The sequence below is a fragment of the Streptomyces sp. NPDC127108 genome, assembly GCF_042677545.1.
Classification (GTDB): Bacteria; Actinomycetota; Actinomycetes; order Streptomycetales; family Streptomycetaceae; genus Streptomyces.
This window is the reverse complement of sequence record NZ_JBHXTE010000004.1, coordinates 209,944-236,014: the sequence shown is the minus strand read 5'-3', so window position 1 is coordinate 236,014 and position 26,071 is coordinate 209,944. Positions and strand designations below refer to the sequence as shown.

Sequence of the window (26,071 nt, the reverse complement as noted above, 5' to 3'; positions counted from 1 at the left end):
AGCACTCAGCCTTCGATGGACGTCATCACGTGCTTGATGCGCGTGTAGTCGTCGAAGCCGTATGCCGAGAGGTCCTTGCCGTAGCCGGACTTCTTGAAGCCGCCGTGCGGCATCTCCGCGACCAGCGGGATGTGGGTGTTGATCCACACGCAGCCGAAGTCGAGGGCCTTGGACAGGCGCATCGCGCGGGCGTGGTCCTTGGTCCACACCGAGGAGGCGAGGGCGTAGTCGACGCCGTTCGCGTAACTGACCGCCTGGGCCTCGTCCGTGAAGGACTGGACGGTGATGACGGGGCCGAAGACCTCGTTCTGGATGATCTCGTCGTCCTGCTTGAGGCCGGAGACGACGGTCGGCGCGAAGAAGTAGCCCTTCTCGCCGACCCGCTGGCCGCCAGCCTCGACCTTGGCGTGCGCGGGCAGCCGCTCGATGAAGCCGGTGACCTGCTTCAGCTGGTTGGCGTTGTTCAGCGGGCCGTAGAGCACGTCCTCGTCGTCCGGCTGGCCGGTCTTGGTGTCGGCGGCGGCCTTGGCGAGGGCGGTCACGAAGTCGTCGTGGATGGACTCGTGGACGAGCACGCGGGTCGCGGCCGTACAGTCCTGGCCCGCGTTGAAGAAGCCCGCGACCGAGATGTCCTCGACGGCCTTGGCGATGTCGGTGTCCTCGAAGACCACGACGGGCGCCTTGCCGCCGAGCTCCAGGTGGACCCGCTTGAGGTCCTTGGAGGCGGACTCGGCGACCTGCATACCGGCGCGCACGGAGCCGGTGATGGAGGCCATGGCGGGGGTCCTGTGCTCGACCATGGCGCGGCCCGTGTCACGGTCGCCGCAGATGACGTTGAAGACGCCGGGCGGCACGATGGAGCCGATGATCTCGGCCATCAGGACCGTCGACGCGGGGGTCGTGTCGGACGGCTTGAGGACGACGGTGTTGCCCGCGGCGAGCGCCGGGGCGAACTTCCACACGCCCATCATCATGGGGTAGTTCCACGGCGCGACCTGCGCGCAGACACCGATCGGCTCGCGCCGGATGATGGAGGTCAGACCCTCCATGTACTCGCCGGCGGCGCGCCCTTCGAGCATCCGGGCGGCGCCCGCGAAGAAGCGGATCTGGTCGACCATGGGCGGGATCTCCTCGGACCGCGTGAGTCCGATCGGCTTGCCCGTGTTCTCCACCTCGGCCGCGATCAGCTCCTCGGCGCGCTCCTCGAACGCGTCGGCGATCTTCAGCAGGGCCTTCTGCCGCTCGGCGGGCACCAGGTCGCGCCAGGCGGGGAAGGCGTCGGCGGCGGCCTTCATGGCGGCGTCGACGTCGGCCTGAGCCGACAGCGGTGCCACCGCGTACGCCTCGCCGGTCGCCGGGTTGATCACCTCGGTGGTCCGCCCGTCGGCCGCGTCCCGGAATTCGCCGTTGATGTAGTTGCGCAGACGGCGCAGCTCGGTGGTCACTGCCAAGCCCTCCTGTCCAGTGGATGAGACACCCACCCTAGTCCTTCCACCGACGCTTTCAACATACCCAGCCGCCCATATCTGCGAAATCCGTGTCCATAGAGTTGCCCAACAACGAATTTCATCGCTCCGGGCTTGCGGAACAGACGAGACGTCGTGCACAGTGAAGTCGTGGCAAGTCGAAGCGCAGACCCCAGCAGCTCCCGCGGTGGCGGCGGCCCGTCGATCGACGCCGTCTCCCTGGCGATCATCGAGCAGCTCCAGGAGGACGGCCGCCGTCCGTACGCCGCCATCGGCAAGGCCGTCGGCCTCTCCGAGGCGGCCGTGCGCCAGCGGGTGCAGAAGTTGCTCGACCAGGGTGTGATGCAGATCGTGGCCGTGACGGACCCGCTCACCGTGGGCTTCCGGCGGCAGGCGATGGTCGGCATCGACGTCGAGGGTGACGTGGATCCGGTCGCGGACGCCCTGGCCGCCATGCCGGAGGCGGAGTACGTGGTGATGACCGCGGGCTCGCACGACCTCCTGGTCGAGATCGTCTGCGAGGACGACGACCACCTGCTCGAAGTCATCAACAAGCGGATCCGCGCGCTCCCCGGCGTGCGCTCCACCGAGAGCTTCGTCTACCTCAAGCTCAAGAAGCAGACCTACATGTGGGGAACCCGATAGCCGTGAGCACCAAGGACCTCAGCCGGACCGCGTACGACCACCTGTGGATGCACTTCACCCGCATGTCGTCGTACGAGAACGCGCCCGTTCCCACCATCGTGCGTGGCGAAGGGACCTACATCTACGACGACAAGGGCAAGAAGTACCTCGACGGCCTCGCGGGCCTCTTCGTGGTCCAGGCCGGGCACGGCCGCCGCGAGCTGGCCGAGGTCGCCGCCAAGCAGGCCGCCGACCTCGCCTTCTTCCCCATCTGGTCGTACGCCCACCCCAAGGCCGTCGAGCTGGCGGAGCGCCTCGCCCACCACGCCCCCGGCGACCTGAACAAGGTCTTCTTCACCACCGGCGGCGGCGAGGCCGTCGAGACCGCCTGGAAGCTGGCGAAGCAGTACCACAAGCTCAACGGCAACCACACGAAGTACAAGGTCATCTCGCGCGCGGTCGCCTACCACGGCACCCCGCAGGGCGCCCTGTCCATCACCGGACTCCCCGCCCTGAAGGCCCCCTTCGAGCCGCTGGTCCCCGGCGCCCACAAGGTCCCGAACACCAACATCTACCGCGCCCCGATCCACGGCGATGACCCCGAGGCCTTCGGCCGCTGGGCCGCCGACCAGATCGAGCAGGAGATCCTCTTCGAGGGCCCCGAGACCGTCGCCGCGGTCTTCCTGGAGCCGGTGCAGAACGCGGGCGGCTGCTTCCCGCCGCCGCCCGGGTACTTCCAGCGGGTCCGCGAGATCTGCGACCAGTACGACGTGCTGCTCGTCTCCGACGAGGTCATCTGCGCCTTCGGCCGCCTCGGCACGATGTTCGCCTGCGACAAGTTCGGCTACGTCCCCGACATCATCACCTGCGCCAAGGGCATGACCTCGGGCTACTCCCCGATCGGCGCCGCGATCGTCTCGGACCGCATCGCCGAGCCGTTCTACAAGGGCGACAACACCTTCCTGCACGGCTACACCTTCGGCGGCCACCCGGTCTCCGCCGCCGTCGGCCTCGCCAACCTCGACCTGTTCGAGCGCGAGGGCCTCAACCAGCACGTGCTCGACAACGAGGGCGCCTTCCTGAGCACCCTGCAGAAGCTGCACGACCTGCCGATCGTCGGCGACGTCCGCGGCAACGGCTTCTTCTACGGCATCGAGCTGGTGAAGGACAAGGCCACCAAGGAGTCCTTCACGGACGAGGAGTCGGAGCGCGTGCTCTACGGCTTCGTCTCCAAGAAGCTCTTCGAGTACGGCCTGTACTGCCGCGCCGACGACCGCGGTGACCCGGTCATCCAGCTGTCGCCGCCGCTGATCTCCGACCAGTCGACGTTCGACGAGATCGAGGGCATCGTGCGGCAGGTCCTGACGGAGGCCTGGACCAAGATCTGAGCCGCCGCGGACCCTTCCGGGCCCGCCCCGCCCCGCGCGCCGTGACCGGCCCGGGTGCGCCCATCCGAGTGAGATGGGCGCACCCGGGCCGCGTCCTTGTCCGGCCCCCGGCGCCGAATCCTTAGCGTGCCCAGTGACCGATCGGCCCAGCCTTCGTTCCCCCGTACGGGGGAGGCAATCTGATCTGAACCGAGGTGTACGCCATGGTGGCCCCGCCGGACAACGACGTGCTGTGGGCACGCGCCCTGCACGTCACACGCAACGGATCACCCACGCTCACCGGCGTCTCGCTCGGTGTCCGCGAGGGCGAGATCCTGGCCGTCGGCGGCCCGCGCGGCAGCGGCAAGACCACGCTCCTGCGCTGTCTGTCCGGCCAGCTCCTGGCCCACCAGGGCGAGGTGTGGTTCAACTCCGCGCCCGTGCACACCATGGGCCCGCTCGCCCGCGAACGCCTGCGCCGCGACAAGTTCGGCTGGATCGACCCCGAGCCCCGGCTCGTCCCGGAACTCAACGCCTGGGAGAACGCCGCCCTCGGCCTGATGCTGCGCGGCGGCGCCCGGCGCGGCGCCCGCACCGCCGCCCACGAATGGCTCGAGCGCCTCGACATCGGCGACTGCGCCCGCAAACGCCCGCACGCCCTCACCCAGGCCGAGCGCCAACGCGTCTGTGTGGCCCGCGCCCTGGCCTGCGCGCCGTCCGTGCTCTTCGCCGACGAGCCCACCGCGCCGCTGCACCGCGCCGACCGCGCGCACGTCCTGCGCACCCTGACGACGGCGGCCCGCTCGCACGGCATCACCGTCGTCCTCGCCACCCATGACGCCGAGGTCGCGTCCCTCGCCGACCGCACGGTGACGCTGCTCGACGGACGGCGCGTGCACACGGTGCACCTGCCGGGGGACGAGGCGGGGTCCGGCGGGCGGGCCGGGGCCGCGAAGGGCTCCCGCGTCGCCGCCCCCACCCCCACCGGCACCGCCACCCCCACCGACTCCGACACGGAAGGCCGGGCCGCGTGCTCGCTCTCCGCCTAGCCCGCGGCTCCCACCCCCTGGTCCAGCTGCGCAGGCTCCTGGTCGCCGCCGCCGCGGCCGGAACCGGCTTCCTGCTCCTGTGCGCCCTCGGGTACGCGATGGGTCACGCCGGATCGGCCGGCGCCGTGCTCCGGCTCGCCTGGTGCGCCGCCCCGCTCGCCGCCACCGTCTACTTCGCCGTCGCCGTGGCCCGCACCGACCCCGGCACCAGACCGCGCCCCGGGCTCGCGGCCATCGGGCTCGGGCCGGGCCGCCTCATGGTCATCTCCGCCATGACCACGGCCCTGGCCTGCACGCTCGGCTCCATGCTCGCGCTGCTGTTCTTCCTGCATCTGCGCGGCGACCTGACGGGCCTGCCGTTCGACGGCGCCGCCGCCGAACTCCTCGCCGCCGACCGGCCGTTGCCGCTCGCCGCCGCCCTGACCCTGCTCGCGCTCGTGCCGCTCGCCGCGTCCGTGGCCAGCGCCGTCGCGCTGCGCCCGCGCCGGGCCGGGACCGGATCCGACACAGCGCCCGACACCGAGCCCGCCCCCGGCGCCGACCTCACCGACCTGGCGCCGCCGACCGCCGCCCCCGGCGGTCTGCCGTGGGGCGTCGCCCTGTTCGCCGTCGGGCTCGCCGCCGAGACGTACGCGAGCAGCGCCGACGACGGCTCGGGCCCACGCCTGCCCGGCGGGCTCGCAGGCAGCCCCGTCGGCGCCCTCGCCGGCTGGGGGCTCACCGCACTCGGCCTCGCCCTCGCCGGGCCCGCCCTGACCCATCTGTGCGGGCGGATCCTCCAGGCCGTGCGGCCCGGGGCGCTGCGGCTGCTCGCGGGGCGCGTGCTCCAGCAGGAGGCGCGGCGGATCGGGCGGCCGCTGGGCGTGGTGTGCGCGGTGGCGTCGGGCGCGTACGCGGCCCGCACCCTGTACACCGACACGACGGGCGGCGCCTCGGACGTCGGCCCGCTCACCACCCTCGGCGCCGTGGTCGTCGCGGGCTGCGCCGTCCTGACGCTGGCCACGGCCGCAGTCGAGGCGCGGCACGCCCGGGCCGACACCACGGCGGCGCTGCTGCGGCTCGGGGCGCCCGCGGCGCTCCTGCGGGGGTGTGCGGCGCTGCGGGCCGGGGCGCTCCTCGCGGTGTTCGGGCCGGTGACGTGGCTGGTGGCGGAGGTGTCGGCGATGCCGCTCGTCCGCTGAGCGGTGCCGCACGGCCGCCCCGGGGGCCCCGGTTCCGGAGCCCTCGAAAACTCGTACAAGAATTTTCGCGAAGGGCGATGAGTTCCGCTCCGGAGGGCCGTCTAATCCTCCGTAAGACGCACACAGGCGCTTACAAGAGGCACGCACCCCACGGGAGACGCACATGTACCAGCAGATGATCTTCGTGAACCTGGCCGTCAACGACGTCGAGGCCTCCAAGAAGTTCTTCACCGAGCTCGGCTACGAGCTCAACCCCCAGTTCTCGACGGACGACAGCGCCTGCGTGAAGATCAGCGACACGATCGTCGCGATGATGCTCAGCAAGTCGCACTACGCGCAGTTCACGACGAAGGAGATCGCCGACGCCACGAAGACCAGCGAGGTCCTCGTGGGGCTGAGCGCCGAGAGCCGCGAGGCCGTGGACGCGCTCGTCGACAAGGCGGTCGCGGCGGGTGCCACGGACGGCAAGACCCAGGACTACGGCTTCATGTACGGCCGGGCGTTCGACGACCTGGACGGCCACACCTGGGAGGTCATCTGGATGGACGAGACGCAGGTCGAGGGCTGAACCGAAGCCTCCTCCCAGGGGTGCTCAGCATGGGCGGATGCTGCCTTCCGAAGCATCCGCCCCCCGCACCCCGGCGACCGTGAGATCGAGACGCTCGCCGAGTTCGACGAGGTCCTCGCGGCGGGCGGTTCGCTCGCCGGACACCGCGTCCAGGCCGTCGATCTTCCTGCCGGGTGCCGCGGGCACCGTCCAGGAGATCTTCGACAACGCGACCCCCAACTACTACGAGTCCCGCGGCGGCCCGACCCCCATGATCTCGGTGGACACCCACCACTGGACCCACCGCCTCCCGGCCTGGCCCCTCCTCCAATCCCTGGCGGCGGGGCGGGAGATGGAGTCGCGGATCGCGTTGGTGGGGGACGTGGAGGAGGCGGCGGCCACGCTGGCCGACCTCACGGGGACGTCACCGCAAGCTCACCCGAACGAGGCCCGCTCCAGCCAGAACTCCAGCAACTCCCGGTCCCCGAGCACCTCGACCCGCCCGGAGTCCAGCCCCCGCCGCCGATAGAAGGCCAGCAGAACCTCCGTGAGCGGCCCCCGAACCGCGACGTCGGCCTTCTCATGGGCCCGCCGCCACACCACACCCTCCTCGGCGAGCTCCACCACCCACTCCGCGTCGAGCGACTCCTCCGCGTCCACCGCGTGGAGATGGATGGTCCGCCCACCCCCACGCAACTCCCTGGCGTTGTCCGAGAGATTGGTCCGCTGGACGTACTGCACGATCTCCAGCCACTCGTCGATCGCGTCGGCCGCCACCTCGGGCGCGACGACGTACTCGACGCCCGCGGCGATCGCCGCGTCGGCCCGGTGCACGGCCACCTCGTGCGTCATCCGCCGCGCCCAGAAATCGGCGGTGTGCTCCGCCGCCCACGTCCATACGGCGGTCTCCCCCGTGGCCCCCGCGAAGGCCGTGTCGATCAGCTCCGCCGTCTCGGCGAGCCAAGCGTCGAGCGCGGCGGGGTCGTCGTCGGCGGGCCCCGCGAAGTCCGGGACCTCCGACTCGGGGACGTTCTTCTCGGCCCGGGTCCGCACATGCGCCTCGACCCACCGCACGGCGCCGCCGGTATGCCGGGCCAACTGCCCGAGGGTCCACTCGGGGCAGGTCGGCGCGGTGACCGTCAGGTCGGCCCCGGCCAGCGTCTCCCTGAACAGCGCCAGTTGGCGGCCGACTTCGGCGCGGTAGAGGTCGTAACCAAGTCTCGTCATGGCCGAACCATAGATCGGCGTCTGCGCTGATGACAGCCCCATTTCCGGTACGGCGGCCCCACCCCGGCGCACACCCGGCGCACCCCCGCGGGCCCGCCCCGGCCGCCCCTCAGCCGAGGACCACCACGTCACCGGAGTCGAAGGCGACCCCCACCGTGTCCCCCACGGCGGGCGCGTCCCGCAGCGCGCACGCCGCTTCGAGCCTCGGGCCGCCCGGGGGCTCGAGCTGGACGGCGACATGTGTGCCCCGGAACGTCCGCGCCGCGACCACGCACGCGAGCCCGTCCCGCGCCCCCACGAGCCGCACCCCGGCGGGTCGTACGAGCAGTCGGCACGCCCCCTGCCGGGTCCCGTCGGGCACCGGGACCTTTCCCCACACGGTGTCCGCGGCCTCGCCGGTGACGGTCGCGTCGACCACGTTGTCGAAGCCGAGGAAGCGCGCCACGAACTCGTCGGCGGGGTTCCGCCACACCTCCAGGGGCGTGCCGGACTGGGCGATCCGCCCGTCCCGCATCACCACGACCCGGTCGGCGAGCGCGAACGCCTCGCCCTGGTCGTGCGTGACGGCGAGCACGGTGGTGCCCAACTCGCCGAAGAGTTCCCGCAGTTCGACGACGAGGCGTTCGCGCAGGGAGCGGTCGAGCTGGCCGAGGGGTTCGTCGAGCATCAGCAGACGGGGACGGGGCGCGAGCGCGCGGGCGAGGGCGACGCGCTGCTGCTCACCGCCCGAGAGCGCGGACACGGCCCGCTTCTGCGCGCCCGGCAATCCCACCAGGTCGAGCAACTCGGCGACCCGCAGGGCCTGTTCGGCGCGCGGGACGCCGTGCATGCGCAGCCCGAAGGCGACGTTCCCGGCCACGTCCCGCTGCGGGAAGAGCTGGTGGTCCTGGAACATCAGGCCGACGCCCCGCTTGTGCGCGGGCACCCCGCCCTGGTCGCGCCCGCCGAGGACGACCCGCCCGCCGTCCAGGCCCTGGAGCCCGGCCACGACCCGCAGCAGCGTCGACTTGCCGCTGCCGCTCGGCCCGAGCACGCACACGATCTCGTGCTCGGCGACGTCGAGGCCGACCCCGTCCAGGGCGGCGCGGGCCCCGAACCGTACCGTCACGTCCTCGAGACGCAGCAGCGCCTCGGCGGCGGCACCGGTCGCGCCGGGCTTGGCCTGCGTGGCCGTCATCAGAACTCTCCCGTCGTACGTTCCGTACGCAACCGCTCCAGGAGCAGCAGCGACACGGCGCACACCACCATCAGAATCGTCGACAGGGCCATCGCCTGCCCGTAGTTGAGGTCCCCGGCACGCCCGAGCAGCCGCGCCACCGCGACCGGCAGCGTCGGGTTGTCCGGCCGGGCGATGAACACCGTGGCGCCGAACTCGCCGAGCGACACCGCGAACGCGAAGCCCGCCGCGATCAGGAGCGCCCGCCGCACCAGCGGAAAGTCGACCTCCCGCCAGGCCCGCAGCGGCGAGGCGCCGAGGACGGCCGCGGCCTCGCGCAGCCGCCCGTCCACCGCGCGCAGGACGGGCAGCATGGTGCGGACGACGAACGGCACTCCCACCAGCGCCTGCGCGAGCGGCACCAGGAACCAGGACGCCCGCAGGTCGAGCGGCGGCTCGTCCAGCGTGATCAGGAAGCCGAAGCCGACGGTCACCGCGGACACACCGAGCGGCAGCATCAGGAGCGCGTCGAACCCGCGCACGAACCGCCCCGCACGCCGGGTGAGCGCGGCCGCGGCGAGCCCGCCGACGACCACCGCGATGGCCGTGGCGACGACGGCGTACCGCAGCGAGTTCCCGATCGCGTCGATGGCCGGGACGAGGAACGCCCCGCCGTCGGCCGACCGCAGCGTCTCGTAGTACAGGAATCCGAAGCCGTCGGGCCCGTCGAACGACCGCTCCACCAGGACGCCGAGCGGCAGCAGGATCAGGAGCGCGACGGTCAGGAACACGAAGCCGAGCAGGCTCCACTGCCCGGCACCGCGCGGCCGCCGCACCGTCGCCGAGGCATCCACCAGCTTCAGCGCGCTCTCGCGCCGGCGCACCGTCCAGGCGTGCACGGCGAGGACCGCTCCGACCGCCGCGAACTGCACGATCGTGAGGACGGCGGCGGTCGGCAGGTCGAGGAGCTGCGCGGTCTGCCGGTAGATCTCGACTTCGAGGGTCGAGTACGCGGGTCCGCCGAGGATCTGGACGACGCCGAACGACGTGAACGTGAACAGGAAGACCATCAGCGCGGCCGCCGCGACGGCGGGAGCGAGCGCGGGCAGCGTCACCGTCCGCCAGGCACGCGCGCGGGACGCGCCGAGCATCCGCGCGGCCTCCTCCTGGCGCGGGTCGAGCTGCGCCCAGAGCCCGCCGACGGTGCGGACGACGACGGCGTAGTTGAAGAAGACGTGCGCGAGCAGGATCGCCCACACCGTCGTGTCCAGGCGCATCCCCCACAGCTCGTCGAAGAGGCCGCCGCGCCCGATCAGCGCGAGGAAGGCCGTGCCGACGACGACCGTCGGCAGCACGAACGGCACGGTGACGACGGCCCGGAGCAGTTGTTTGCCGGGGAAGTCGAAGCGTGCGAAGACGTACGCGCCGGGGAGCGCGATGAGGAGCGTGAGCCCGGTCGACGCGAGTGCCTGCCAGGTGGTGAACCACAGGACCTGCTGGATGTCGGACTGCCCGAGCACCTCGGTGATCCGTCCGAGCCGCCAGCTCCCGTCCGGCTTCAGGCCGCGCGCGACGATCGCGGCGACCGGGTAGGCGAAGAAGACGCCGAAGAACGCGACGGGCAGGGCCATCAGACCGAGCCGCGCCGCGCTCCCCCGCCACCTCCCGGGAAGGCCCCGACGGGCCTTCCCGGAGCGGGACTCGGCTACTTCAGAACGAGCGAGGTCCACGACTTGACCCACTGCTCACGGTTGTCGGCGATCTTCTTGGGGGCCATCGTCTGCGGCTTGTCGACCGTCACGCCGAACTTCCGGAACAGTTCGGGCGTCTGCGCGGCCTTCACCACCGGGTTCACGAACATCTGGAGCGGCATGTCGTCCTGGAACTTCTTGCTGATCATGAAGTCGAGGAGTGCCTTGCCGCCCTTCTCGTTCTTCGCGCCCTTGAGCAGGCCCGCGTACTCGATCTGGCGGAAGCAGGTGCCGGTGGCGACACCCGTCGGCGCCTCCTTGGGCTGCGGCTTGGCGTAGAGCACCTCGACGGGCGGCGACGAGGCGTACGACACGACGAGCGGCCGGTCGCCCTTGGCCTTCTTGCCCCCGGCCGAGCCGGAGAACTCCTCGTTGTAGGCCTGCTCCCAGCCGTCGACGACCTTGACGCCGTTGGCCTTCAGCTTCTTCCAGTACGACTCCCAGCCGTCGTCGCCGTACTTCGCGGCGGTGCCGAGCACGAAGCCGAGGCCGGGCGAGGAGGTCGAGGCGTTCTCGGTGACGAGGAGGTTCTTGTACTGGGGCTTGATCAGGTCGTCGAGCGTCTTCGGCGGCGCGAGCTTCTTGTCGGCGAAGTACTTCTTGTCGTAGTTCACGCAGATGTCGCCGGAGTCGATGGGCGTGACGCCCTTCTCGCCCCCGGCGAGCCGGTACTGCGGCAGGACCATGTCCGCGCCCTTGGCCTCGTACGGCTCGAAGACGCCGTTGTCGAGGGCACGCGACAGCAGGGTGTTGTCGACGCCGAAGAAGACGTCGCCCTGCGGGTTGCCCTTGGACAGGATCGCCTTGTTCACGGCCTGCCCGGCGTCGCCGTCCTCCAGGATCTTGACCTTGTAGCCGGAGGTCTTCTCGAAGTCCTTCAGGACGCTCTTGGAGACGTTGAAGGAGTCGTGCGTCACGAGGGTCACGGACTTGGAGTCCGAGCCCTTGGAGCCGCTGTCCGAGCCGCACGCGGTGACCGCGACGAGCCCGAGGCCCACGGCGACCGCCGTGACCGAGGCCCTCTTCACCGAGGCCTTCTTTGTGGTGCTCACGAAAAACATCCTCCTGGAGTTGACCAGGAAGAGACGCGGCCCCGCCCGGGACCGACGGATCGGAGTCCCGGGCAGGGCGCAACAGCTTGAGTAGCGACCGAACTTCCTACCCAGAATGACCTGGGCGAGGTTCAGAGGGTCTGCGGCCGATACCGCACTCTCAGCGCTGTGGCGCTCCCCTGTCGGAATATGCAGATGTGGTTACGCCCGCAAGACTACCTCTCGGCCGCCGCGAGCTGCCCGCACGCCCCGTCGATCTCCTGACCGCGGGTGTCACGGACGGTGACCGGCACCCCGTGGGCCGCGATGGCCTCGACGAAGGCCTTCTCGTCCTCGGGCCGCGAGGCCGTCCACTTCGAGCCGGGCGTCGGGTTCAGCGGGATCAGATTGACGTGCACCGGCTTGCCCCTGAGCAGCCGCCCGAGCCGGTCACCGCGCCATGCCTGGTCGTTGATGTCCCGGATCAGCGCGTACTCGATGGACAGGCGGCGGCCCGACTTGGCCGCGTACTCCCAGCCCGCGTCCAGGACCTCGCGCACCTTCCAGCGCGTGTTGACCGGGACCAGGGTGTCGCGCAGCTCGTCGTCGGGCGCGTGCAGCGAGATGGCGAGGCGGCACTTGAAGCCCTCGTCCGCGAACCGGTGGATGGCGGGCACCAGGCCGACCGTGGACACGGTGATGCCGCGCTGCGAGAGGCCCACGCCGTCCGGCTCGGGGTCGGTGAGGCGGCGGATCGCGCCGGTCACGCGGTTGTAGTTCGCCAGCGGCTCGCCCATGCCCATGAAGACGATGTTCGACAGGCGGGCCGGGCCGCCCGGGATCTCGCCGTCGCGCAGGGCCCGCATCCCGTCGACGATCTGGTGCACGATCTCGGCGGTCGACAGGTTCCGGTCGAGGCCGGCCTGGCCCGTGGCGCAGAACGGGCAGTTCATCCCGCAGCCGGCCTGGGAGCTGATGCACATGGTGACCCGGTCGGGGTAGCGCATGAGCACCGACTCCACGAGCGTGCCGTCGAAGAGCCGCCACAGCGTCTTGCGGGTGGTGTCGTCGTCACAGCTGATGTGCCGCACCACCGACATCAGCTCCGGAAGCAGCGCCTCCTGGAGCTTGCCGCGCGCACCGGCCGGGATGTCCGTCCACTGCTCGGGGTCGTGGGCGTACCGGGCGAAGTAGTGCTGCGAGAGCTGCTTGGCGCGGAACGGCTTCTCGCCGGTCGCGGCGACGGCTTCCTTCCGCTCGGCGGGCGTGAGGTCGGCGAGGTGCCGCGGCGGCTTCTTGGCTCCACGGGGGGCGACGAAAGTGAGTTCTCCGGGCTTAGGCATGGTGCGTCCATTGTCCCAGAGATACGAAGAGGGGCCCGCATCCTGTGGATAACGGACCCCTTCGCACAAAACCGCAGGTCAGCCGGTGCTGACCTGCGACGAGGATCAGCCGGTGCCGACGAACGCCACAAGCAGCAGCCACACCACCGGAGCCGTCGGCAGCAGGGAGTCGAGCCGGTCCATGATCCCGCCGTGACCGGGCAGCAGCGTGCCCATGTCCTTGATGCCCAGGTCCCGCTTGATCATCGACTCGCCGAGGTCGCCGAGCGTCGCGCTCGCCGCCACCGCGAGGCCGATGAGCAGGCCCTGCCACCAGGTCCCGTCGTCGATCAGGAAGTGCATGCACAGCGCACCCGCCGCCATCGCGAAGGTCACCGCGCCGAGCAGGCCCTCGCGGGTCTTGCCGGGGCTGATGCGCGGAGCGAGCTTGTGCTTGCCGAAGCGCCAGCCGATCGCGTACGCGCCGGTGTCGCTGACCACCGTGAGGACCAGGAAGGTCAGCACCCGCTGCGGGCCGTCGTCCGCGGTGAGCATCAGCGCGACGAACGTCGCGAGGAACGGGACGTAGAAGGCCGCGAAGACACCGGCCGTGACGTCCTTCAGATAGCCCTCGGGCGGCTCGGTCATCCGCCAGACGAGTACCGCGAGGGCGGTCAGCGCCATCGCCACCCAGGCGCCCTCGGCCCCGCGGACGTACCCGGCGACAACCATCGCGGCGCCGCCCACCGCGAGCGGTACGAGCGGCGCCTTGATGCCCTTGCGCTCTTCGAGGCGTGACGTCAGCTCCCAGAGGCCGACCACCACGGCGACCGCTATGACGCCGACGAAGACGGCCTTGACGATGAACAGCGAGGCGACGATGACCGCGCCGAGACCCACGCCGACACCTATGGCCGCCCCGAGGTCACGGCCCGCGCTCTTCTTCTTCGGCGGGGCTGGGGCGGGCTGTGCTGCGCCGGTCATGGGCTCCTGCGGCTTCTGCGCGGAGTGCGCTGAGGGCGCGGGCGGCATCCCGTCACGGCACAGGGGGCCGCTCGACTGAGCAGCCCCCCGGTCGTCGTCCTGGTGTCCGCCGCTCGCGGCTACGTCGGGAACGATGGGCATGGGCTGAGTCTCCGAAGGAGTCAGTGCATCCTGCGCATCGTATGCGGGACCCGCCGGGGCAGCACCCTGGACCGGTCCCTGGTCGGGCGCCCCCCAGTACCCGGCTCTGGACGGCGCCCCCCAGGAAGTGTCGTTCACGGAATTCGGATTCCTCAGACCTAGATCGGACGTCGAGTCGGACTCGATCAGACCTCGAGCAGCTCGGCTTCCTTGTGCTTGAGGAGCTCGTCCACCTGGGCGACGTACTTGGCGGTGGTGTCGTCGAGCTCCTTCTCCGCGCGGCGGCCCTCGTCCTCACCGACGTCGCCGTCCTTGATGGCCTTGTCGATGGTTTCCTTGGCCTTGCGACGGACCGAGCGGATCGAGATCTTGGAGTCCTCGCCCTTGGTCTTGGCGACCTTGATGTAGTCGCGGCGGCGCTCCTCGGTGAGCTCGGGGAACGTCACTCGGATGATGTTGCCGTCGTTGCTCGGGTTGACGCCCAGGTCCGAGTCGCGGATCGCCTGCTCGATGTTGCGCAGGGCGGTCTTGTCGAACGGGGTCACCACGGCCATGCGCGGCTCGGGCACCGAGAACGAGGCCAGCTGGTTGATCGGCGTCAGCGCGCCGTAGTAGTCGGCCACGATCTTGTTGAACATCGCCGGGTGGGCACGACCCGTACGGATCGCGGCGAAGTCCTCCTTGGCGACCACGACGGCCTTCTCCATCTTCTCCTCGGCCTCGAGGAGGGTCTCTTCGATCACCACTTGCTCCTGCGTGTCTTGAGTAGGCCCGGCTTCCAAGGATCGGCCGGCTGCGTCGCGTCTCTTTCCTGCACGGTGTCCGACCGGCAGGGCTTTGTCCATCCCCTCGAGGGGGTCGTCCATCCCCTCGGGGGACGGGCGTGGCTCAGGTCCGGGAGTCCTGGTCACCCACGAGAGTGCCGATCTTCTCACCCTTGACGGCCCGCGCGATATTGCCCTCGGCGAGCAGTTCGAAGACCAGGATGGGCAGCTTGTTGTCCCGGCACAGCGTGACCGCGGTGGCGTCGGCGACCTTCAGGTCGCGGGTGATGACCTCGCCGTACCCGAGGGCGTCGAACTTCACCGCGTCCGGGTTGGTCTTGGGGTCGGAGTCGTAGACACCGTCGACGCCGTTCTTGCCCATGAGCAGGGCTTCGGCGTCGATCTCCAGGGCTCGCTGGGCGGCCGTGGTGTCGGTGGAGAAGTACGGCATGCCCATGCCCGCGCCGAAGATGACGACGCGGCCCTTCTCCAGGTGGCGCACGGCGCGCAGCGGGATGTACGGCTCGGCGACCTGCCCCATGGTGATGGCGGTCTGAACGCGGCAGTCGATGCCTTCCTTCTCCAGGAAGTCCTGGAGGGCCAGGCAGTTCATGACCGTGCCGAGCATGCCCATGTAGTCGGAGCGGGCCCGGTCCATGCCGCGCTGCTGGAGTTCGGCGCCGCGGAAGAAGTTGCCGCCGCCGATGACGATGGCGATCTCCGCGCCGTCCCGCACGACGGCCGCGATCTCACGGGCGATCTTGTGCACCACATCGGGGTCGACGCCGAGTCCGCCGCCTCCGGCGAACGCCTCGCCGGACAGCTTCAGCAGGAAGCGCCCGGCTACTTTGCCGTCGTCACTCTTGGTGTCGGCCTTGGTCATGGAGTTCTCCTTGTGGTGCACATACGAAGAGGCCATTGCCGGTGGGGTGGTGTACATCCCATCTGCGGCAATGGCCTCCTCGTCAGATCTTGCGGTCGTCCGTCGCGTGCGAAGGCCGGTTGCTCCCGGTGCCTTCGCGTACGGCGTCACTCCCGTCGCGTACGCCGCCGCGCACGCGGGCGACCGCGGTAGACCCTAGCGGGGTCCACCGCCGATCGTGGTTCGGACTCAGATGCCGACCTTGATGCGCGCGAAGCGCTTCAGGGTGACACCGGCCTCGGCCAGGACCTTCTCGACCGACTTCTTGTTGTCAAGGGCGTAGGGCTGACCCAGGAGGGTGGCCTCCTTGAAGAAGCCGTTGACGCGACCCTCGACGATCTTCGGGAGCGCGGCCTCCGGCTTGCCCTCGGCGCGGGTGGTCTCCTCGGCGACGCGACGCTCGGCCTCGACGACCTCAGCCGGAACGTCCTCACGGGAGAGGTACTTCGGCGCGAAGGCGGCGATGTGCTGGGCGATGCCCTTGGCGGTCTCGGCGTCGGCCTTGTCCAGCTCGACCAGGACACCGATCTGCGGGGGCAGGTCGGGCATGGTGCGGTGCATGTACGCGAAGACGAAGCCGTCGTTGAACTGCGCGAAGCGGTCCAGGACGATCTTCTCGCCGAGGTTGGCGTTGGCCTCGTCGACGTACGCCTGGACCGTCTTGCCGGGCTCGATCTCGGACGCGAGCAGCGCCTCGAGGTCGGCCGGGGTGGTCTTGGCGACGTGGGCGGCCAGGGAATTGGCCACGGACTGGAACTTCTCACCCTTGGCGACGAAGTCCGTCTCGCACTTGAGCTCGACGATGACGCCGGTGGAGTTGTCGTCGGCGATGAGGGAGACCACGGCGCCGTTCTCGGCGGAGCGGCCCTCGCGCTTGGCGACGCCCTTCTGGCCCTTGATGCGCAGGGCCTCGACGGCCTTGTCGACGTTGCCGTCGGCCTCGTCGAGCGCCTTCTTGCAGTCCATCATGCCGGCGCCCGTGAGCTCACGGAGCTTCTTGACGTCAGCGGCGGTGTAGTTCGCCATGATTCTCGGAAATCTTTCTCGAAGTCGAAGATCTACGGGTGAACGGCGGGGGCCGCGCTCGTGGCACGGACCCCCGCCGTCAGCAGCCGATGCTTCAGCAGCCGCCGCTGCTCGCGGCCGGTGTGGCCGCGCGGTCGAGCGGCCGGCGCCGAAGTCAGGCCTGCTCGGCCTCCGCGGCCGGGGCCTCGACGGCCTCGGCCGGCTTCTCGTCGGCCTTCGGGGCCTCGACGGCCTCGGCGGCGTCGGCCTTCGGCGCCTCGTCGGCCTTGGGGGCCTCGGCGTCGTCGGCCTTCTTCTCGCCCTCGAGCAGGTCGCGCTCCCACTCGGCGAGCGGCTCGCCCGCGGCCTTCTCGCCCGGCTTGGAGTCACCGGTGGCGACGCCGGAGCGGGCGATGAGGCCCTCGGCGACGGCGTCGGCGATCACGCGGGTGAGCAGGGTGACGGAGCGGATCGCGTCGTCGTTGCCCGGGATCTTGTAGTCGACCTCGTCGGGGTCACAGTTCGTGTCGAGGATCGCGACAACCGGGATGTTGAGCTTCCGGGCCTCGCCGACAGCGATGTGCTCCTTCTTGGTGTCCACGATCCAGACGGCGCTGGGCACCTTCTGCATCTCGCGGATACCGCCGAGGGTCTTCTCCAGCTTGGCCTTCTCGCGGGAGAGGACGAGCAGCTCCTTCTTGGTGAGGCCGGAGGCGGCCACATCCTCGAAGTCGATCTGCTCGAGCTCCTTGAGGCGCTGCAGACGCTTGTAGACGGTCGAGAAGTTGGTGAGCATGCCGCCCAGCCAGCGCTGGTTGACGTAAGGCATGCCGACGCGGGTGGCCTGCTCGGCGATGGCCTCCTGCGCCTGCTTCTTCGTGCCGACGAACATGACCGTGCCGCCGTGGGCGACGGTCTCCTTGACGAACTCGTAGGCGCGGTCGATGTACGACAGCGACTGGAGAAGGTCGATGATGTAGATGCCGTTGCGCTCCGTGAAGATGAAGCGCTTCATCTTCGGGTTCCAACGGCGGGTCTGGTGACCGAAGTGGACGCCGCTTTCCAGCAGCTCCCGCATCGTGACGACGGCCATGGCCGTACTCCTTGGTGTTCTCGGTTATGTCCTGACGCCCGGCGCGCGCCGTGCCACGTACTCGCGTACGGGACCGAAAGGCGCTGACACCGTCGGCTGCGAGAGCCTGATGTCGGGGCGTGCGAAGTCGACCCGGTGACCCGGATCGCCACATGAAGTGTACGGGACCCGCGAGGCCGCGGGTGACGCCGCTGTCCACAACCGGCTGGTAGTCCACAGTTCCCGGCCATGATCCCTGCGGATCCGTTCGGGACGGGACCGTTCTCGTATGACGTGTGAGCGACTGCCTCGACTGCGGGGCGTGACGAGTGCGGCGGTGTGGGTGACGGTGCTCCTGGTCCTCGCCTGCTCTTCTGTGGGGGCGGCGGGGGCCGGGCGGGTGCCGCCGGAGCACCGGGGCGCGGGCCGGGCGTCGGGGCCGGAGCCGCCGCCGGGGGCGGGTCAGGGGCGGGTTCCGGTCGTGGGCCGCGGCTGGCCGGTGGGGGTGCGTCCGTTGGTGGTACGGGGGTGGGAGCCGCCGGCGACGGAGTACGGGGCGGGGCACCGGGGCGTGGACCTGGCCGCGGCGCCGGGCTCACCGGTCCGCGCGGTGGCCGCGGGGCGGGTGTCCTTCGCGGGCCGGGTGGGTGGCCGCGGGGTGGTCTCCGTGGAGCTGTCGGGGACGGGCGACCCGCCCCTGCGCACGACCTACGAGCCGGTGCGGGCCGCGGTGAAGAAGGGCGCCAGGGTCACCCCGGGTGAGCCCTTGGGCACGGTCGAGCCCGCCTCCCGCTTCCACTGCCCCACGGCCTGCGTCCACTGGGGCCTGCTGAGAGAGGACGTCTACCTGGACCCCTTGAGCCTGCTGCCCCCGTGGCTGCTGAGCCGAGCCCCGTCCCGCCTGCTCCCACTGACGGCGTAGCCAGGGCGGGCACAGCCCGCGGGCAAGGGCGCCCTGAACGTCCGCACCGACCGAAGTCACCCCCGGGCCAGCCCAGGGCCCCCGGCAGGAACCCTCAGCCGCGCACGCCCCGCAGCGCCATGGCCACGGCAGCCTCCGTGATGGCACCGGGCTCCTCGGCCACCCCGAGCTCGATCCGCCGCACCGCGGCGTCCACGATCCCCTGAAGGAGCATCGCGGCCATCCTCGGCTCCTGATGTCCCAGCGCCGCCAGCGCCTCCACGATCATGGCCACCAGCCCACCGTGCGCGGCCCGGATCTTCTCCCGCGCCCCGGCGTCGAGCTCACTCGCGGAGATCGCCACCACGGCCCGGTGCCGCCGGTCCCCGACCAGCGCGAGCTGCCGTCGCACATAGGCCTCGACCTGGGCCTCGGGCGAGTCGGCCGCCTCCATGGCCGCCGAGACCTCCGCCGCCCAGACGGGGAAGTCGACCTCGCAGAGCTCTTCGACGACGGCGGCCCGCGAGCGGAAGTACTCGTAGACGGACGAGCGCGCGAGGCCGGTGCGCTCGGCGAGCGCCGGGAACGTCAGCGCCTCCGTACCGCCTTCGGACAGCAGGGATCGCGCGGCGTCCAGCAGGGCGCCTCGCTGCATCGACCGGTGCTCGGCCACAGAGGCCGCTCGAATCCTTGGCACGCTCCCACTTTACGGACGCGACGCCCGCCACGGGAGCCCGCCAGGCAGCCATTCCTCCTGGCAGCGACGGCGCGGGGGCACGGGCAGGGGGACAGACGGGGCGCGGGCAAGGCAGAGACGGGGCAGGGGCAGGGCAGGGGCAGGGCAGGGGCAGGGCAGGGGCGGGGCGCGAGCAGGGACGATTCAGCGCCCTCGCCACCCCCTCGCCACCACCCTCACCGACCAAAACTGGCCAGCTTCGCCCGCAGCTGGAGCACCGACTTCGTGTGGATCTGGCTGACCCTGCTCTCCGTCACACCGAGCACATTGCCGATCTCGGCGAGCGTGAGCCCTTCGTAGTAGTACAGCGTCACGACGGTCTTCTCCCGCTCGGGCAGCGTGTTGATCGCCCGCGCCAGGAGCCGTCGCAGCTCACGGTCCTCGGCGACCTCGACGGGGTTGTCGGCGGCGGTGTCCTCCAGCGTGTCCATCAGGCTCAGCCGGTCGCCCTCGCCGCCGACGTGCAGCAGCTCTTCGAGGGCGACGACGTTCGCAAGGGACAACTGGCTGAAGACCGCGTGCAGTTCCTCGACCTGGATGCCCATCTCGGCGGCGACCTCGCCCTCGGACGGGGTGCGCCGCAGCCGCGCCTCCAGCGTGGCGTAGGCCCGCTCCACGTTGCGCGCCTTCTGCCGAATGGACCGGGGGATCCAGTCGAGCGCCCGCAGCTCGTCGATCATCGCGCCCCGGATCCGCGTGATCGCGTACGTCTCGAACTTGATCGACCGGTCGAGGTCGAACTTCTCGATCGCGTCGATGAGCCCGAAGACCCCCGACGACACGAAGTCCGCCTGCTCGACGTTGGGGGGCAGGCCGACGCTCACGCGGCCCGCGACGTACTTCACGAGCGGTGAGTAGTGCAGGATCAGCTGCTCGCGCAGCCGCCCGTCGCCCGTCGTCTTGTACGACCGCCACAGCTCGTCCAGCGACGTGGGAGCGGGTGGCCGCTCCTGCTCGCCGCTTCGGGCGGCTGGGGGAACTGCCGCCCGGTCGGACCCTGACGTGTGCTGGGGCATGCGTCGCCTTGAGCCGTTCTGCCGTGAACTGGAAAAGTTGCCGGAATTTGTGCGGTTGTGGTTTTGCGTGAAGTGAATGAGGTTGTCCGTCTGATTGCCTGTCTGCACCGGATTCGTCGTGAGCGTAGCGTGACTGAAGTGTCGCAGTGAGCGAAGAGTATGGGATCGCACGTACGCAGATACGTTCCGCTTGACTCCCTAAGGGATCACTTCCGTCGCGCTCTGTGACCGAATGGACCCGCCAACTGCGTGATTTCCCAAGGTCGTCGGGGGTTCATCCGTCCGGCGCAACACGCACCGTCACACATCACCTCCCTCCGGAAAGACCGACAGAAACGCCTGGCGTGTCAACTGCCAGCCATCGCCGTGTCGTTCGACGAACCCGAGCGAGCGAAGTTCGTACAGCCGGACGACCGCGTCGTCCGCACTGGTGCCCGCTTCTCGCGCGACCTCCCGAACCCCGGCGCTCCCCCGCGCCGGCAGCGCGGCAAGCACCCGGGCCGCCCCGGGGTCGAGCAGATCGCGCGGCACCACCGGCCCGCGCCGCCTGGGCGCGAGGTCCCCCATGTCCCCGACCAGCTCGACGACTTCGGCGGCATCCCCGACCAGCACCGCGTCCCCGCGCAGGAGTTCGTGCACCCCCGCCGAAAGGCCGCTGGTGACGGGCCCCGGCACCCCCATGGTGTGTCTCCCGAGGTCCCGCGCGCAGCGTGCCGTGACCAGCGCGCCGCTGCGGTATGCGGCCTCCACGACGACCGTGCCCCGGGTCAGTGCGGCGATCACCCTGTTCCGGAGGATGAACCTGCTCGGCGTCGGGTGGTCGCCGGGCGGCAACTCCCCCACTACCAGGCCCTGTTCCGCGATCCGCCCGATCAACTGCGCGTGCCCCCGGGGATAGGGCCGGTCGACCCCGCACGCGAGGACCGCCACGGTGGCGCCGCCCGCGCCGAGTGCACCCCGGTGCGCGGCGCCATCCACGCCGTACGCACCACCGGACACCACAACCCACCCGCGCTCGGCCAGCCCCGCGCCGAGACCTGCCGCCACGTGCGCCCCGTACTCCGTGCAGGCGCGCGCCCCCACCACCGCCACCGACCGCAACGCCCAGATCCGCAGGGACGGCCGCCCCCGCACCCACAGCCCGACCGGCCGCGCGTCACCCAGGTCGTCCAACTGGGCGGGCCACTCCGCGTCCCCCGGCATTACGAACCGCGCCCCGGCCGCCGCGGCCGTCTCCAGATCCCGCCCCGCCCGCACCCGCCGGGCCCGGGCTCGCAGCCCCTCCCATCGCTTGGCGGTGACTCCCGGCAGCCGCGCTCTCCGCCCCACCCCCTCCAGCCCTTCGAGGACCTCTGCACCCTCGACTCCACCGATGCCATCGACCCCGGCCAGGTCACCGACCCCCTCGATCAGACACCGCAGCACCGCGACAGCCCCCCACTCCCGCAACCACCGCCCGCCCACGGCGTCCCCGGGCTCCAACACCCGAGTCAGAGCGACACGAGCCAGACGCTCGTCGTCGGGGAGGGCCGGGGGTGCCATGCCCGGGGGTACGGGGTGGGCCCTGTCCGGTGGTCCGGGGTGGGCCTTGTCCAGTGTTCTGGGGTGGCCCTTGTCCGGAGCTTCGATGTGGGCCTTGTCCGGACGGTCTCGGGGACCTTCGCCCGGCGAGCGCGGGTGCGCCGCGTCCGGGCGGACCGGGGGCCCCTGGCTCGGCGATCCCAGGTGGGCCAGGTCCGGGCGGTGCGGTGACCCTTCGCCCGACGAGCCCAGGTGTCCCGTGTCCGGGTCGACCGAAGGCCCCTCGCCCGCTGAACCCCCAGACGCCGCGTCCGCGAAGGCAGGGGATCTCCCGTCCGAGCACCCTGCCCGCGCCTCACCCGCGCCAGCCGAAGGCCACCGACCCCCCACCCCCCTCACGACCGCGCCCCGACCACCATCGGTACCCCGCGTGGCACCCCCGTCCGTAGCTGCAGCGCCAGCGCCACATCGCCTGCGTCGGGGCGGTCGTGGCCCGCGAGGTCGGCCACCGTCCAGGCCACCCGGAGGACGCGGTCGAGGCCGCGGGCGGTGAGGAAGCCGCGCTCCAGGCCGCGTTCGGCCTCGGCCATGGCGCCGGGGACCGCGTGCCAGCGGCTGCGCAGTTCGTGGCCGGGGACGTCGGCGTTGGTGCGCCAAGGTGTGCCCTTGAGGCGGGCGGCCGCGCGGTCCCGGGCGGCGCGCACGCGGTCGGCCACGACCTGTGTGGACTCGCCGCGCGCCCCTTGCGCGGTCAGTTCGGAGCGGGTGACGGGCTCCACGTCGACCCGCAGGTCGACCCGGTCGAGGAGGGGGCCGGAGAGCCTGGCCTGGTAGCGCCGGATGCTGTTCGGTGAGCAGTCGCAGCTGTCGCCGGTCAGGCTGAAGCGGCCGCAGGGGCAGGGGTTCGCCGCGAGGAGCATGAGGAAGCGCGAGGGCAGCCGGACCACTCCGGCGCTGCGGGCGATCACGACGTACCCGGACTCGAGGGGTTGGCGGAGCGCGTCCAGGGCGTGACCGCTGAACTCGGGGGCCTCGTCCAGGAAGAGCACGCCGCGATGGGCGAGCGAGACCGCTCCGGGCCGGGCCAGCCCCTTGCCGCCGCCCACGAGCGACTGCATGGTCGCCGAGTGGTGGGGCGCGCAGAACGGCGGGATGTCCACCAGCGGCTTGCCGGGCGGCAGCATGCCCGCGACCGAGTGGACGGCAGTCACCTCCAGGGACTCGGCCCTGGAAAGCCGGGGCATGATCGACGGCATCCGCTCGGCGAGCATGGTCTTGCCCGCGCCCGGCGGCCCCTGCAGGAACGTGTGGTGCCCACCGGCCGCGGCCACCTCGATCGCCGTGCGCGCCGACAGCTGCCCGACCACGTCCGCGAGGTCGTGCCGCTGGTCGTGCTCCGAGGCTCCGACGCCGCTCAGCCCGGTCCCGAGCCCCGCGCCGGGCAGGTTCAGGCCCGCCATCAGCGGGTCCGGGCGGCCGGACTCGGCGAGGTCCTCCTCCGGGACGGGCTCGTCGGTGAGGACCGCGATCAGCTGCCGCAGGCTGCGCACCCCGAGGACGGACACGCCGGGCACCAGTGCGGCCTCCGCCGCCGTGCACTCCGGCACGACCACTTGCTCATAGCCCGCCTCCGCCGCCGCGAGGACGGCGGGCAGCACCCCGCGCACCGGGCGCACCCGGCCGTCGAGCCCCAGCTCGCCGATCATGACGATGTCGGCGAGGACCCGGGGGTCGATCCGCTCCGAGGCGCCGAGCACGGCGCAGGCGACGGCCAGGTCGAATCCGCTGCCGCCCTTCGGCACGGACGCGGGGCTCAGGCCGACCGTGAGCTTCTTCTGCGGCCACTCGCCGCCGGAGTTGACGACTGCGGCCCTGACCCGGTCCCGGCTCTCCGTGAGACTCTTGTCGGGCAGCCCCACCAGCGTGAACGCCGCGACGCCCGGCTCCAGGTCGGCCTGGACCTCGACGACGACGCCCTCGACGCCGACCAGGGCCACCGAGCATGTGCGTGCGAATCCCATCAGGCCACCCCCCGGGCGTGCTCGACCACGGGGGCGCCGCGCTCGGGCACGACGACGCCCACCAGATCGATGCGCACACCGCCCGGTGGCGCCCCGCCGTGTTCCTGGAGCCAGCGCTCCGCGAGGCCGCGCAATCGCTGGGCCTTGGCGGGTGTCACCGCCGCCATCGGGTGCTGGAAGGTCGCCTCCCTGCGGGTCTTCACCTCGCAGACGACCAGGGCGTCACCGTCGCGGGCGACGATGTCGATCTCGCCCGTCCTGCCACCGCGCCAATTGCGGTCGAGGACCGTCATCCCGGCCTCGGCCAGCCGCCGCGCGGCCAGCTCTTCGCCGTACTTGCCGAGTGCACCTCGTGCGTTCATGTCGGCACCACCTCCGACACCCACGGTCACGCGGTGGGCCCGCACCATTGGATCTTGGTGCGTTACTGCCGGGTTGTGGACAACTCCGTCACCCGGTCGTGTCGGAGGCGGGCGCTCAGCCGCCCGGCAGTTCGAGGTCGCTCTTGTTGAGCTCCTCGATATTCACGTCCTTGAACGTGAGCACACGGACCTGCTTGACGAACCGCGCCGGTCGGTACATGTCCCACACCCAGGCGTCCGCCATCGACACCTCGAAGAACACCTCACCCTGGACCGAGTGCACCTGCATCTCGTAGTCGTTCGTGAGGTAGAAGCGCCGCTCGGTCTCGATCACGTATTTGAACAGTCCGACGACGTCTCGGTACTCCCGGTAGAGCTTCAGCTCCATCTCGGTCTCGTACTTCTCGAGGTCCTCGGCGCTCATGGCATGTTCCCCTTCAGCCGTGCGTCCCCCTATTGTGCGCCAGCCCCGGGAGGCCCTACACGATTTCCGTGTCCAAGGTCTCGGGCGTGCTCGGAGGACCCTCGTCGAGCAGCTTGCGCAGCAACTCGGCGAGCCTGGTCGGATACACCGTCTCATGGGCCCGGGCCAGTTCCTGGCACGTCCACCAGCGCGCTCCGGCGACGCTGCGCCGCTCAAGATCGGTCAGGCCCTCCGCGCGCGTCACCGTCTGCGCGGTTCGCGCCAGGTAGTACCACTCGTCCTGGTCCCAGCGCCGTCCCGCGAAGGGAAAGGAGCACACCCGTCGCCACAGCACGGGGCCGAGTTCGACGGCTGTGATTCCGGTCTCTTCGGCGAGCTCGCGCAGCGCGGCCTCCTCGCGCGTCTCGTCGCCCTCCAGACCGCCGCCCGGCGTGAACCACCAGTCGTCGGCCCTGTCGCCCGGCTCGTGCCCGTGCAGCAGCAGGATCCGGTCCTCGGGGTCCAGGAGCACGACCCGCGCCACCTTGCGCAGCGGCCGTCCCGCCACCGCCTCGGCGCCGACCGTCCCCGCCACGTCCTCAGCCGACACCAGCGGCCTCCGCCGTCCCACCGGACCCGCCAGAACCACCACCAGCGGCGCCGGAGCCACCGCCCCCACCAGCCCCGCCCCGCTCACGGCCACCCCGCCGCGACGCCCGCTTGGCGATCGGCCCGTAAGCGGCCCCGCCGAGCACCAGCACCGCGCCCACCACCACCGAGGTGAGGATCAGCCGCAGCGGCCCCGGCTCGGACGTACCGCCGCCCGGCAGGCCGTCGAAGCCGGTGGCGCGGTCGAGCATGCCGTCCAGGGGCCAGGCCACGGCGTCGACGCGGGCCTTGACCGCGCCGCGCGGGACGGAGCCCTTGGCGGCGTCCTCCAGGTGCGCGGTCGAGTCCAGCGAGCCGCTGCGCTCGTCGCCGAGCAGGAACAGATGGCCCTTGGGCACCGTGGTCGCGGGGATTCCGGTCGCCGCGGCCCCCATTCCCTTGGGGAGATACGGTTCGTCGATCTGCTTGCCGTTGACCGTCAGCTTGCCGTCCGTGCAGCAGGCGATGCGATCGCCGCCGACGCCGACGACCCTCTTGACCATGGGCAGGTCGCCCCACGCCTTCTGCTGGAAGACGACGACGTCACCTCGGTGCACGTCGTCGCCGTCGATGCGCTCCGCGAGGACGCGGTCGCCCGCGCCGATGGTCGGGGTCATCGAGCCGGTGGGGACCGTGTAGGGCTGGTAGACGAAGGCTCCCCAGACGAAGCCGCCGAGGAAGAGGACACAACCGAGGGCCACGGCGACTCCCGACAGCGTGCTGCCGAGCCGTCCGTGGCCCTCGTCCGTACGACGTGTCGTGCTCATCCCAGTGCTCCCCCGGCTCGGAGACGACCCCACGGCCCTTCGTACCGAGTATGCGAGCGACGTACGCGAACGACGTGCCGCGGCGGA

26 protein-coding genes, 1 pseudogene and 1 riboswitch are annotated in these 26,071 nt (G+C 71.2%); of the genes and pseudogenes, 7 read left to right on the top strand and 20 right to left on the bottom strand.

Going from position 1 to position 26,071, the window contains the following annotated elements:
* Positions 1-5: 5 nt before the first annotated feature.
* Positions 6-1,445, bottom strand: a complete 1,440-nt coding sequence (locus ACFVHO_RS05670; RefSeq protein WP_385710631.1) for a gamma-aminobutyraldehyde dehydrogenase — start codon at positions 1,443-1,445, stop codon at positions 6-8.
* A gap of 156 nt (positions 1,446-1,601) precedes the next feature.
* On the opposite strand from ACFVHO_RS05670, the gene ACFVHO_RS05665 reads away from it, so the two are divergent.
* From ACFVHO_RS05665 to ACFVHO_RS05645, 5 genes are all read left to right on the top strand, one after another.
* Positions 1,602-2,111 carry an Lrp/AsnC family transcriptional regulator gene (locus ACFVHO_RS05665; protein ID WP_030362007.1) on the top strand — a complete coding sequence of 170 codons (510 nt, stop codon included), beginning with the start codon at positions 1,602-1,604 and terminating at the stop codon, positions 2,109-2,111.
* Positions 2,096-3,478: an aspartate aminotransferase family protein gene (locus ACFVHO_RS05660; protein ID WP_385710534.1), complete on the top strand. Its 1,383-nt coding sequence runs from the start codon at positions 2,096-2,098 to the stop codon at positions 3,476-3,478. The genes ACFVHO_RS05665 and ACFVHO_RS05660 overlap by 16 nt, the downstream gene beginning before the upstream one ends.
* A 203-nt stretch (positions 3,479-3,681) precedes the next feature.
* Positions 3,682-4,506, top strand: a complete 825-nt coding sequence (locus ACFVHO_RS05655; RefSeq protein ID WP_385710532.1) for an ABC transporter ATP-binding protein — start codon at positions 3,682-3,684, stop codon at positions 4,504-4,506.
* On the top strand, positions 4,488-5,687 hold the full coding sequence (locus tag ACFVHO_RS05650) for a hypothetical protein (protein ID WP_385710530.1): 1,200 nt from the start codon (positions 4,488-4,490) through the stop codon (positions 5,685-5,687). The genes ACFVHO_RS05655 and ACFVHO_RS05650 overlap by 19 nt, the downstream gene beginning before the upstream one ends.
* A gap of 163 nt (positions 5,688-5,850) precedes the next feature.
* Positions 5,851-6,255, top strand: a complete 405-nt coding sequence (locus tag ACFVHO_RS05645) for a VOC family protein (RefSeq protein WP_385710529.1) — start codon at positions 5,851-5,853, stop codon at positions 6,253-6,255.
* 24 nt (positions 6,256-6,279) lie between these two features.
* Here the strand turns inward: ACFVHO_RS05645 and ACFVHO_RS05640 are convergent, their stop codons facing one another.
* On the bottom strand, positions 6,280-6,462 hold the full coding sequence (locus tag ACFVHO_RS05640) for a hypothetical protein (protein WP_385710646.1): 183 nt from the start codon (positions 6,460-6,462) through the stop codon (positions 6,280-6,282).
* Here ACFVHO_RS05640 and ACFVHO_RS05635 point away from each other — a divergent pair.
* Positions 6,416-6,655, top strand: a pseudogene (locus ACFVHO_RS05635) (Rossmann fold nucleotide-binding protein); the annotation flags it as partial. The gene ACFVHO_RS05640 and the pseudogene ACFVHO_RS05635 overlap by 47 nt on opposite strands.
* Before the next feature lie 14 nt (positions 6,656-6,669).
* Here the strand turns inward: ACFVHO_RS05635 and ACFVHO_RS05630 are convergent.
* The 10 genes from ACFVHO_RS05630 to rpsB all read right to left on the bottom strand — a co-directional run bounded on the left by ACFVHO_RS05630 (position 6,670) and on the right by rpsB (position 17,630).
* Positions 6,670-7,461: a maleylpyruvate isomerase family mycothiol-dependent enzyme gene (locus ACFVHO_RS05630; protein ID WP_385710527.1), complete on the bottom strand. Its 792-nt coding sequence runs from the start codon at positions 7,459-7,461 to the stop codon at positions 6,670-6,672.
* 109 nt (positions 7,462-7,570) lie between these two features.
* Complete coding sequence (locus ACFVHO_RS05625) at positions 7,571-8,638, bottom strand: ABC transporter ATP-binding protein (protein ID WP_385710525.1); 1,068 nt, start codon at positions 8,636-8,638, stop codon at positions 7,571-7,573.
* The gene (locus ACFVHO_RS05620) at positions 8,638-10,347 is read right to left on the bottom strand and encodes an ABC transporter permease (RefSeq protein ID WP_385710523.1); all 1,710 of its coding nucleotides are present in this window, start codon (positions 10,345-10,347) and stop codon (positions 8,638-8,640) included. The genes ACFVHO_RS05625 and ACFVHO_RS05620 overlap by 1 nt, the downstream gene beginning before the upstream one ends.
* The gene (locus tag ACFVHO_RS05615; protein ID WP_385710521.1) at positions 10,323-11,429 is read right to left on the bottom strand and encodes a thiamine ABC transporter substrate binding subunit; all 1,107 of its coding nucleotides are present in this window, start codon (positions 11,427-11,429) and stop codon (positions 10,323-10,325) included. The genes ACFVHO_RS05620 and ACFVHO_RS05615 overlap by 25 nt, the downstream gene beginning before the upstream one ends.
* A gap of 76 nt (positions 11,430-11,505) precedes the next feature.
* A riboswitch (TPP riboswitch) is annotated at positions 11,506-11,611 on the bottom strand.
* A gap of 24 nt (positions 11,612-11,635) precedes the next feature.
* On the bottom strand, positions 11,636-12,742 hold the full coding sequence (gene rlmN / locus ACFVHO_RS05610; protein ID WP_289945243.1) for a 23S rRNA (adenine(2503)-C(2))-methyltransferase RlmN: 1,107 nt from the start codon (positions 12,740-12,742) through the stop codon (positions 11,636-11,638).
* Positions 12,743-12,847: 105 nt separating this feature from the next.
* The gene (locus ACFVHO_RS05605) at positions 12,848-13,984 is read right to left on the bottom strand and encodes a phosphatidate cytidylyltransferase (protein WP_385710519.1); all 1,137 of its coding nucleotides are present in this window, start codon (positions 13,982-13,984) and stop codon (positions 12,848-12,850) included.
* Positions 13,985-14,031: 47 nt separating this feature from the next.
* On the bottom strand, positions 14,032-14,589 hold the full coding sequence (gene frr / locus ACFVHO_RS05600; protein ID WP_385710517.1) for a ribosome recycling factor: 558 nt from the start codon (positions 14,587-14,589) through the stop codon (positions 14,032-14,034).
* A gap of 145 nt (positions 14,590-14,734) precedes the next feature.
* Positions 14,735-15,493, bottom strand: coding sequence for a UMP kinase (gene pyrH / locus ACFVHO_RS05595; RefSeq protein ID WP_385710515.1), 759 nt, complete (start codon positions 15,491-15,493; stop codon positions 14,735-14,737).
* 228 nt (positions 15,494-15,721) lie between these two features.
* Positions 15,722-16,558: a translation elongation factor Ts gene (gene tsf, locus ACFVHO_RS05590; RefSeq protein ID WP_385710513.1), complete on the bottom strand. Its 837-nt coding sequence runs from the start codon at positions 16,556-16,558 to the stop codon at positions 15,722-15,724.
* A gap of 154 nt (positions 16,559-16,712) precedes the next feature.
* Complete coding sequence (rpsB, locus tag ACFVHO_RS05585; protein ID WP_385710511.1) at positions 16,713-17,630, bottom strand: 30S ribosomal protein S2; 918 nt, start codon at positions 17,628-17,630, stop codon at positions 16,713-16,715.
* Positions 17,631-17,922: 292 nt separating this feature from the next.
* On the opposite strand from rpsB, the gene ACFVHO_RS05580 reads away from it, so the two are divergent.
* A complete protein-coding gene (locus tag ACFVHO_RS05580) occupies positions 17,923-18,531 on the top strand; it encodes a murein hydrolase activator EnvC family protein (RefSeq protein ID WP_385710629.1) in 609 nt (202 codons plus the stop codon).
* A 94-nt stretch (positions 18,532-18,625) separates the two neighbouring features.
* Here ACFVHO_RS05580 and ACFVHO_RS05575 read toward each other — a convergent pair whose 3' ends face one another.
* The 8 genes from ACFVHO_RS05575 to lepB form a co-directional block, all read right to left on the bottom strand.
* Complete coding sequence (locus ACFVHO_RS05575) at positions 18,626-19,183, bottom strand: TetR/AcrR family transcriptional regulator (RefSeq protein ID WP_385710627.1); 558 nt, start codon at positions 19,181-19,183, stop codon at positions 18,626-18,628.
* A gap of 239 nt (positions 19,184-19,422) precedes the next feature.
* A complete protein-coding gene (gene whiG / locus ACFVHO_RS05570) occupies positions 19,423-20,262 on the bottom strand; it encodes an RNA polymerase sigma factor WhiG (RefSeq protein WP_385710509.1) in 840 nt (279 codons plus the stop codon).
* A 300-nt stretch (positions 20,263-20,562) separates the two neighbouring features.
* A complete protein-coding gene (dprA, locus tag ACFVHO_RS05565) occupies positions 20,563-21,804 on the bottom strand; it encodes a DNA-processing protein DprA (protein WP_385710507.1) in 1,242 nt (413 codons plus the stop codon).
* 374 nt (positions 21,805-22,178) lie between these two features.
* On the bottom strand, positions 22,179-23,804 hold the full coding sequence (locus tag ACFVHO_RS05560; RefSeq protein WP_385710505.1) for a YifB family Mg chelatase-like AAA ATPase: 1,626 nt from the start codon (positions 23,802-23,804) through the stop codon (positions 22,179-22,181).
* Positions 23,804-24,196, bottom strand: a complete 393-nt coding sequence (locus ACFVHO_RS05555) for a YraN family protein (RefSeq protein ID WP_385710503.1) — start codon at positions 24,194-24,196, stop codon at positions 23,804-23,806. The genes ACFVHO_RS05560 and ACFVHO_RS05555 overlap by 1 nt, the downstream gene beginning before the upstream one ends.
* Positions 24,197-24,281: 85 nt before the next feature.
* Entirely contained in the window at positions 24,282-24,590 is a 309-nt protein-coding gene (locus ACFVHO_RS05550; protein ID WP_003965949.1) for a DUF2469 domain-containing protein, read from the bottom strand.
* Between the two features lie 55 nt (positions 24,591-24,645).
* Entirely contained in the window at positions 24,646-25,179 is a 534-nt protein-coding gene (locus ACFVHO_RS05545; protein WP_385710501.1) for an NUDIX hydrolase, read from the bottom strand.
* Positions 25,169-25,984 carry a signal peptidase I gene (gene lepB / locus ACFVHO_RS05540; protein ID WP_385710499.1) on the bottom strand — a complete coding sequence of 272 codons (816 nt, stop codon included), beginning with the start codon at positions 25,982-25,984 and terminating at the stop codon, positions 25,169-25,171. Before lepB ends, ACFVHO_RS05545 begins: the two co-directional genes overlap by 11 nt.
* Positions 25,985-26,071 lie beyond the last annotated feature (87 nt).

Coding starts and splice junctions, on each gene's coding strand:
- ACFVHO_RS05655 (WP_385710532.1), top strand. CDS start 3,682: ATGGTGGCCCCGCCGGACAACGACGTGCTGTGGGCACGCGCCCTGCAC.
- ACFVHO_RS05645 (WP_385710529.1), top strand. CDS start 5,851: ATGTACCAGCAGATGATCTTCGTGAACCTGGCCGTCAACGACGTCGAG.
- ACFVHO_RS05630 (WP_385710527.1), bottom strand. CDS start 7,461: ATGACGAGACTTGGTTACGACCTCTACCGCGCCGAAGTCGGCCGCCAA.
- ACFVHO_RS05625 (WP_385710525.1), bottom strand. CDS start 8,638: ATGACGGCCACGCAGGCCAAGCCCGGCGCGACCGGTGCCGCCGCCGAG.
- ACFVHO_RS05615 (WP_385710521.1), bottom strand. CDS start 11,429: ATGTTTTTCGTGAGCACCACAAAGAAGGCCTCGGTGAAGAGGGCCTCG.
- rlmN (WP_289945243.1), bottom strand. CDS start 12,742: ATGCCTAAGCCCGGAGAACTCACTTTCGTCGCCCCCCGTGGAGCCAAG.
- pyrH (WP_385710515.1), bottom strand. CDS start 15,493: ATGACCAAGGCCGACACCAAGAGTGACGACGGCAAAGTAGCCGGGCGC.
- tsf (WP_385710513.1), bottom strand. CDS start 16,558: ATGGCGAACTACACCGCCGCTGACGTCAAGAAGCTCCGTGAGCTCACG.
- rpsB (WP_385710511.1), bottom strand. CDS start 17,630: ATGGCCGTCGTCACGATGCGGGAGCTGCTGGAAAGCGGCGTCCACTTC.
- whiG (WP_385710509.1), bottom strand. CDS start 20,262: ATGCCCCAGCACACGTCAGGGTCCGACCGGGCGGCAGTTCCCCCAGCC.
- dprA (WP_385710507.1), bottom strand. CDS start 21,804: ATGGCACCCCCGGCCCTCCCCGACGACGAGCGTCTGGCTCGTGTCGCT.
- ACFVHO_RS05560 (WP_385710505.1), bottom strand. CDS start 23,804: ATGGGATTCGCACGCACATGCTCGGTGGCCCTGGTCGGCGTCGAGGGC.
- ACFVHO_RS05550 (WP_003965949.1), bottom strand. CDS start 24,590: ATGAGCGCCGAGGACCTCGAGAAGTACGAGACCGAGATGGAGCTGAAG.
- lepB (WP_385710499.1), bottom strand. CDS start 25,984: ATGAGCACGACACGTCGTACGGACGAGGGCCACGGACGGCTCGGCAGC.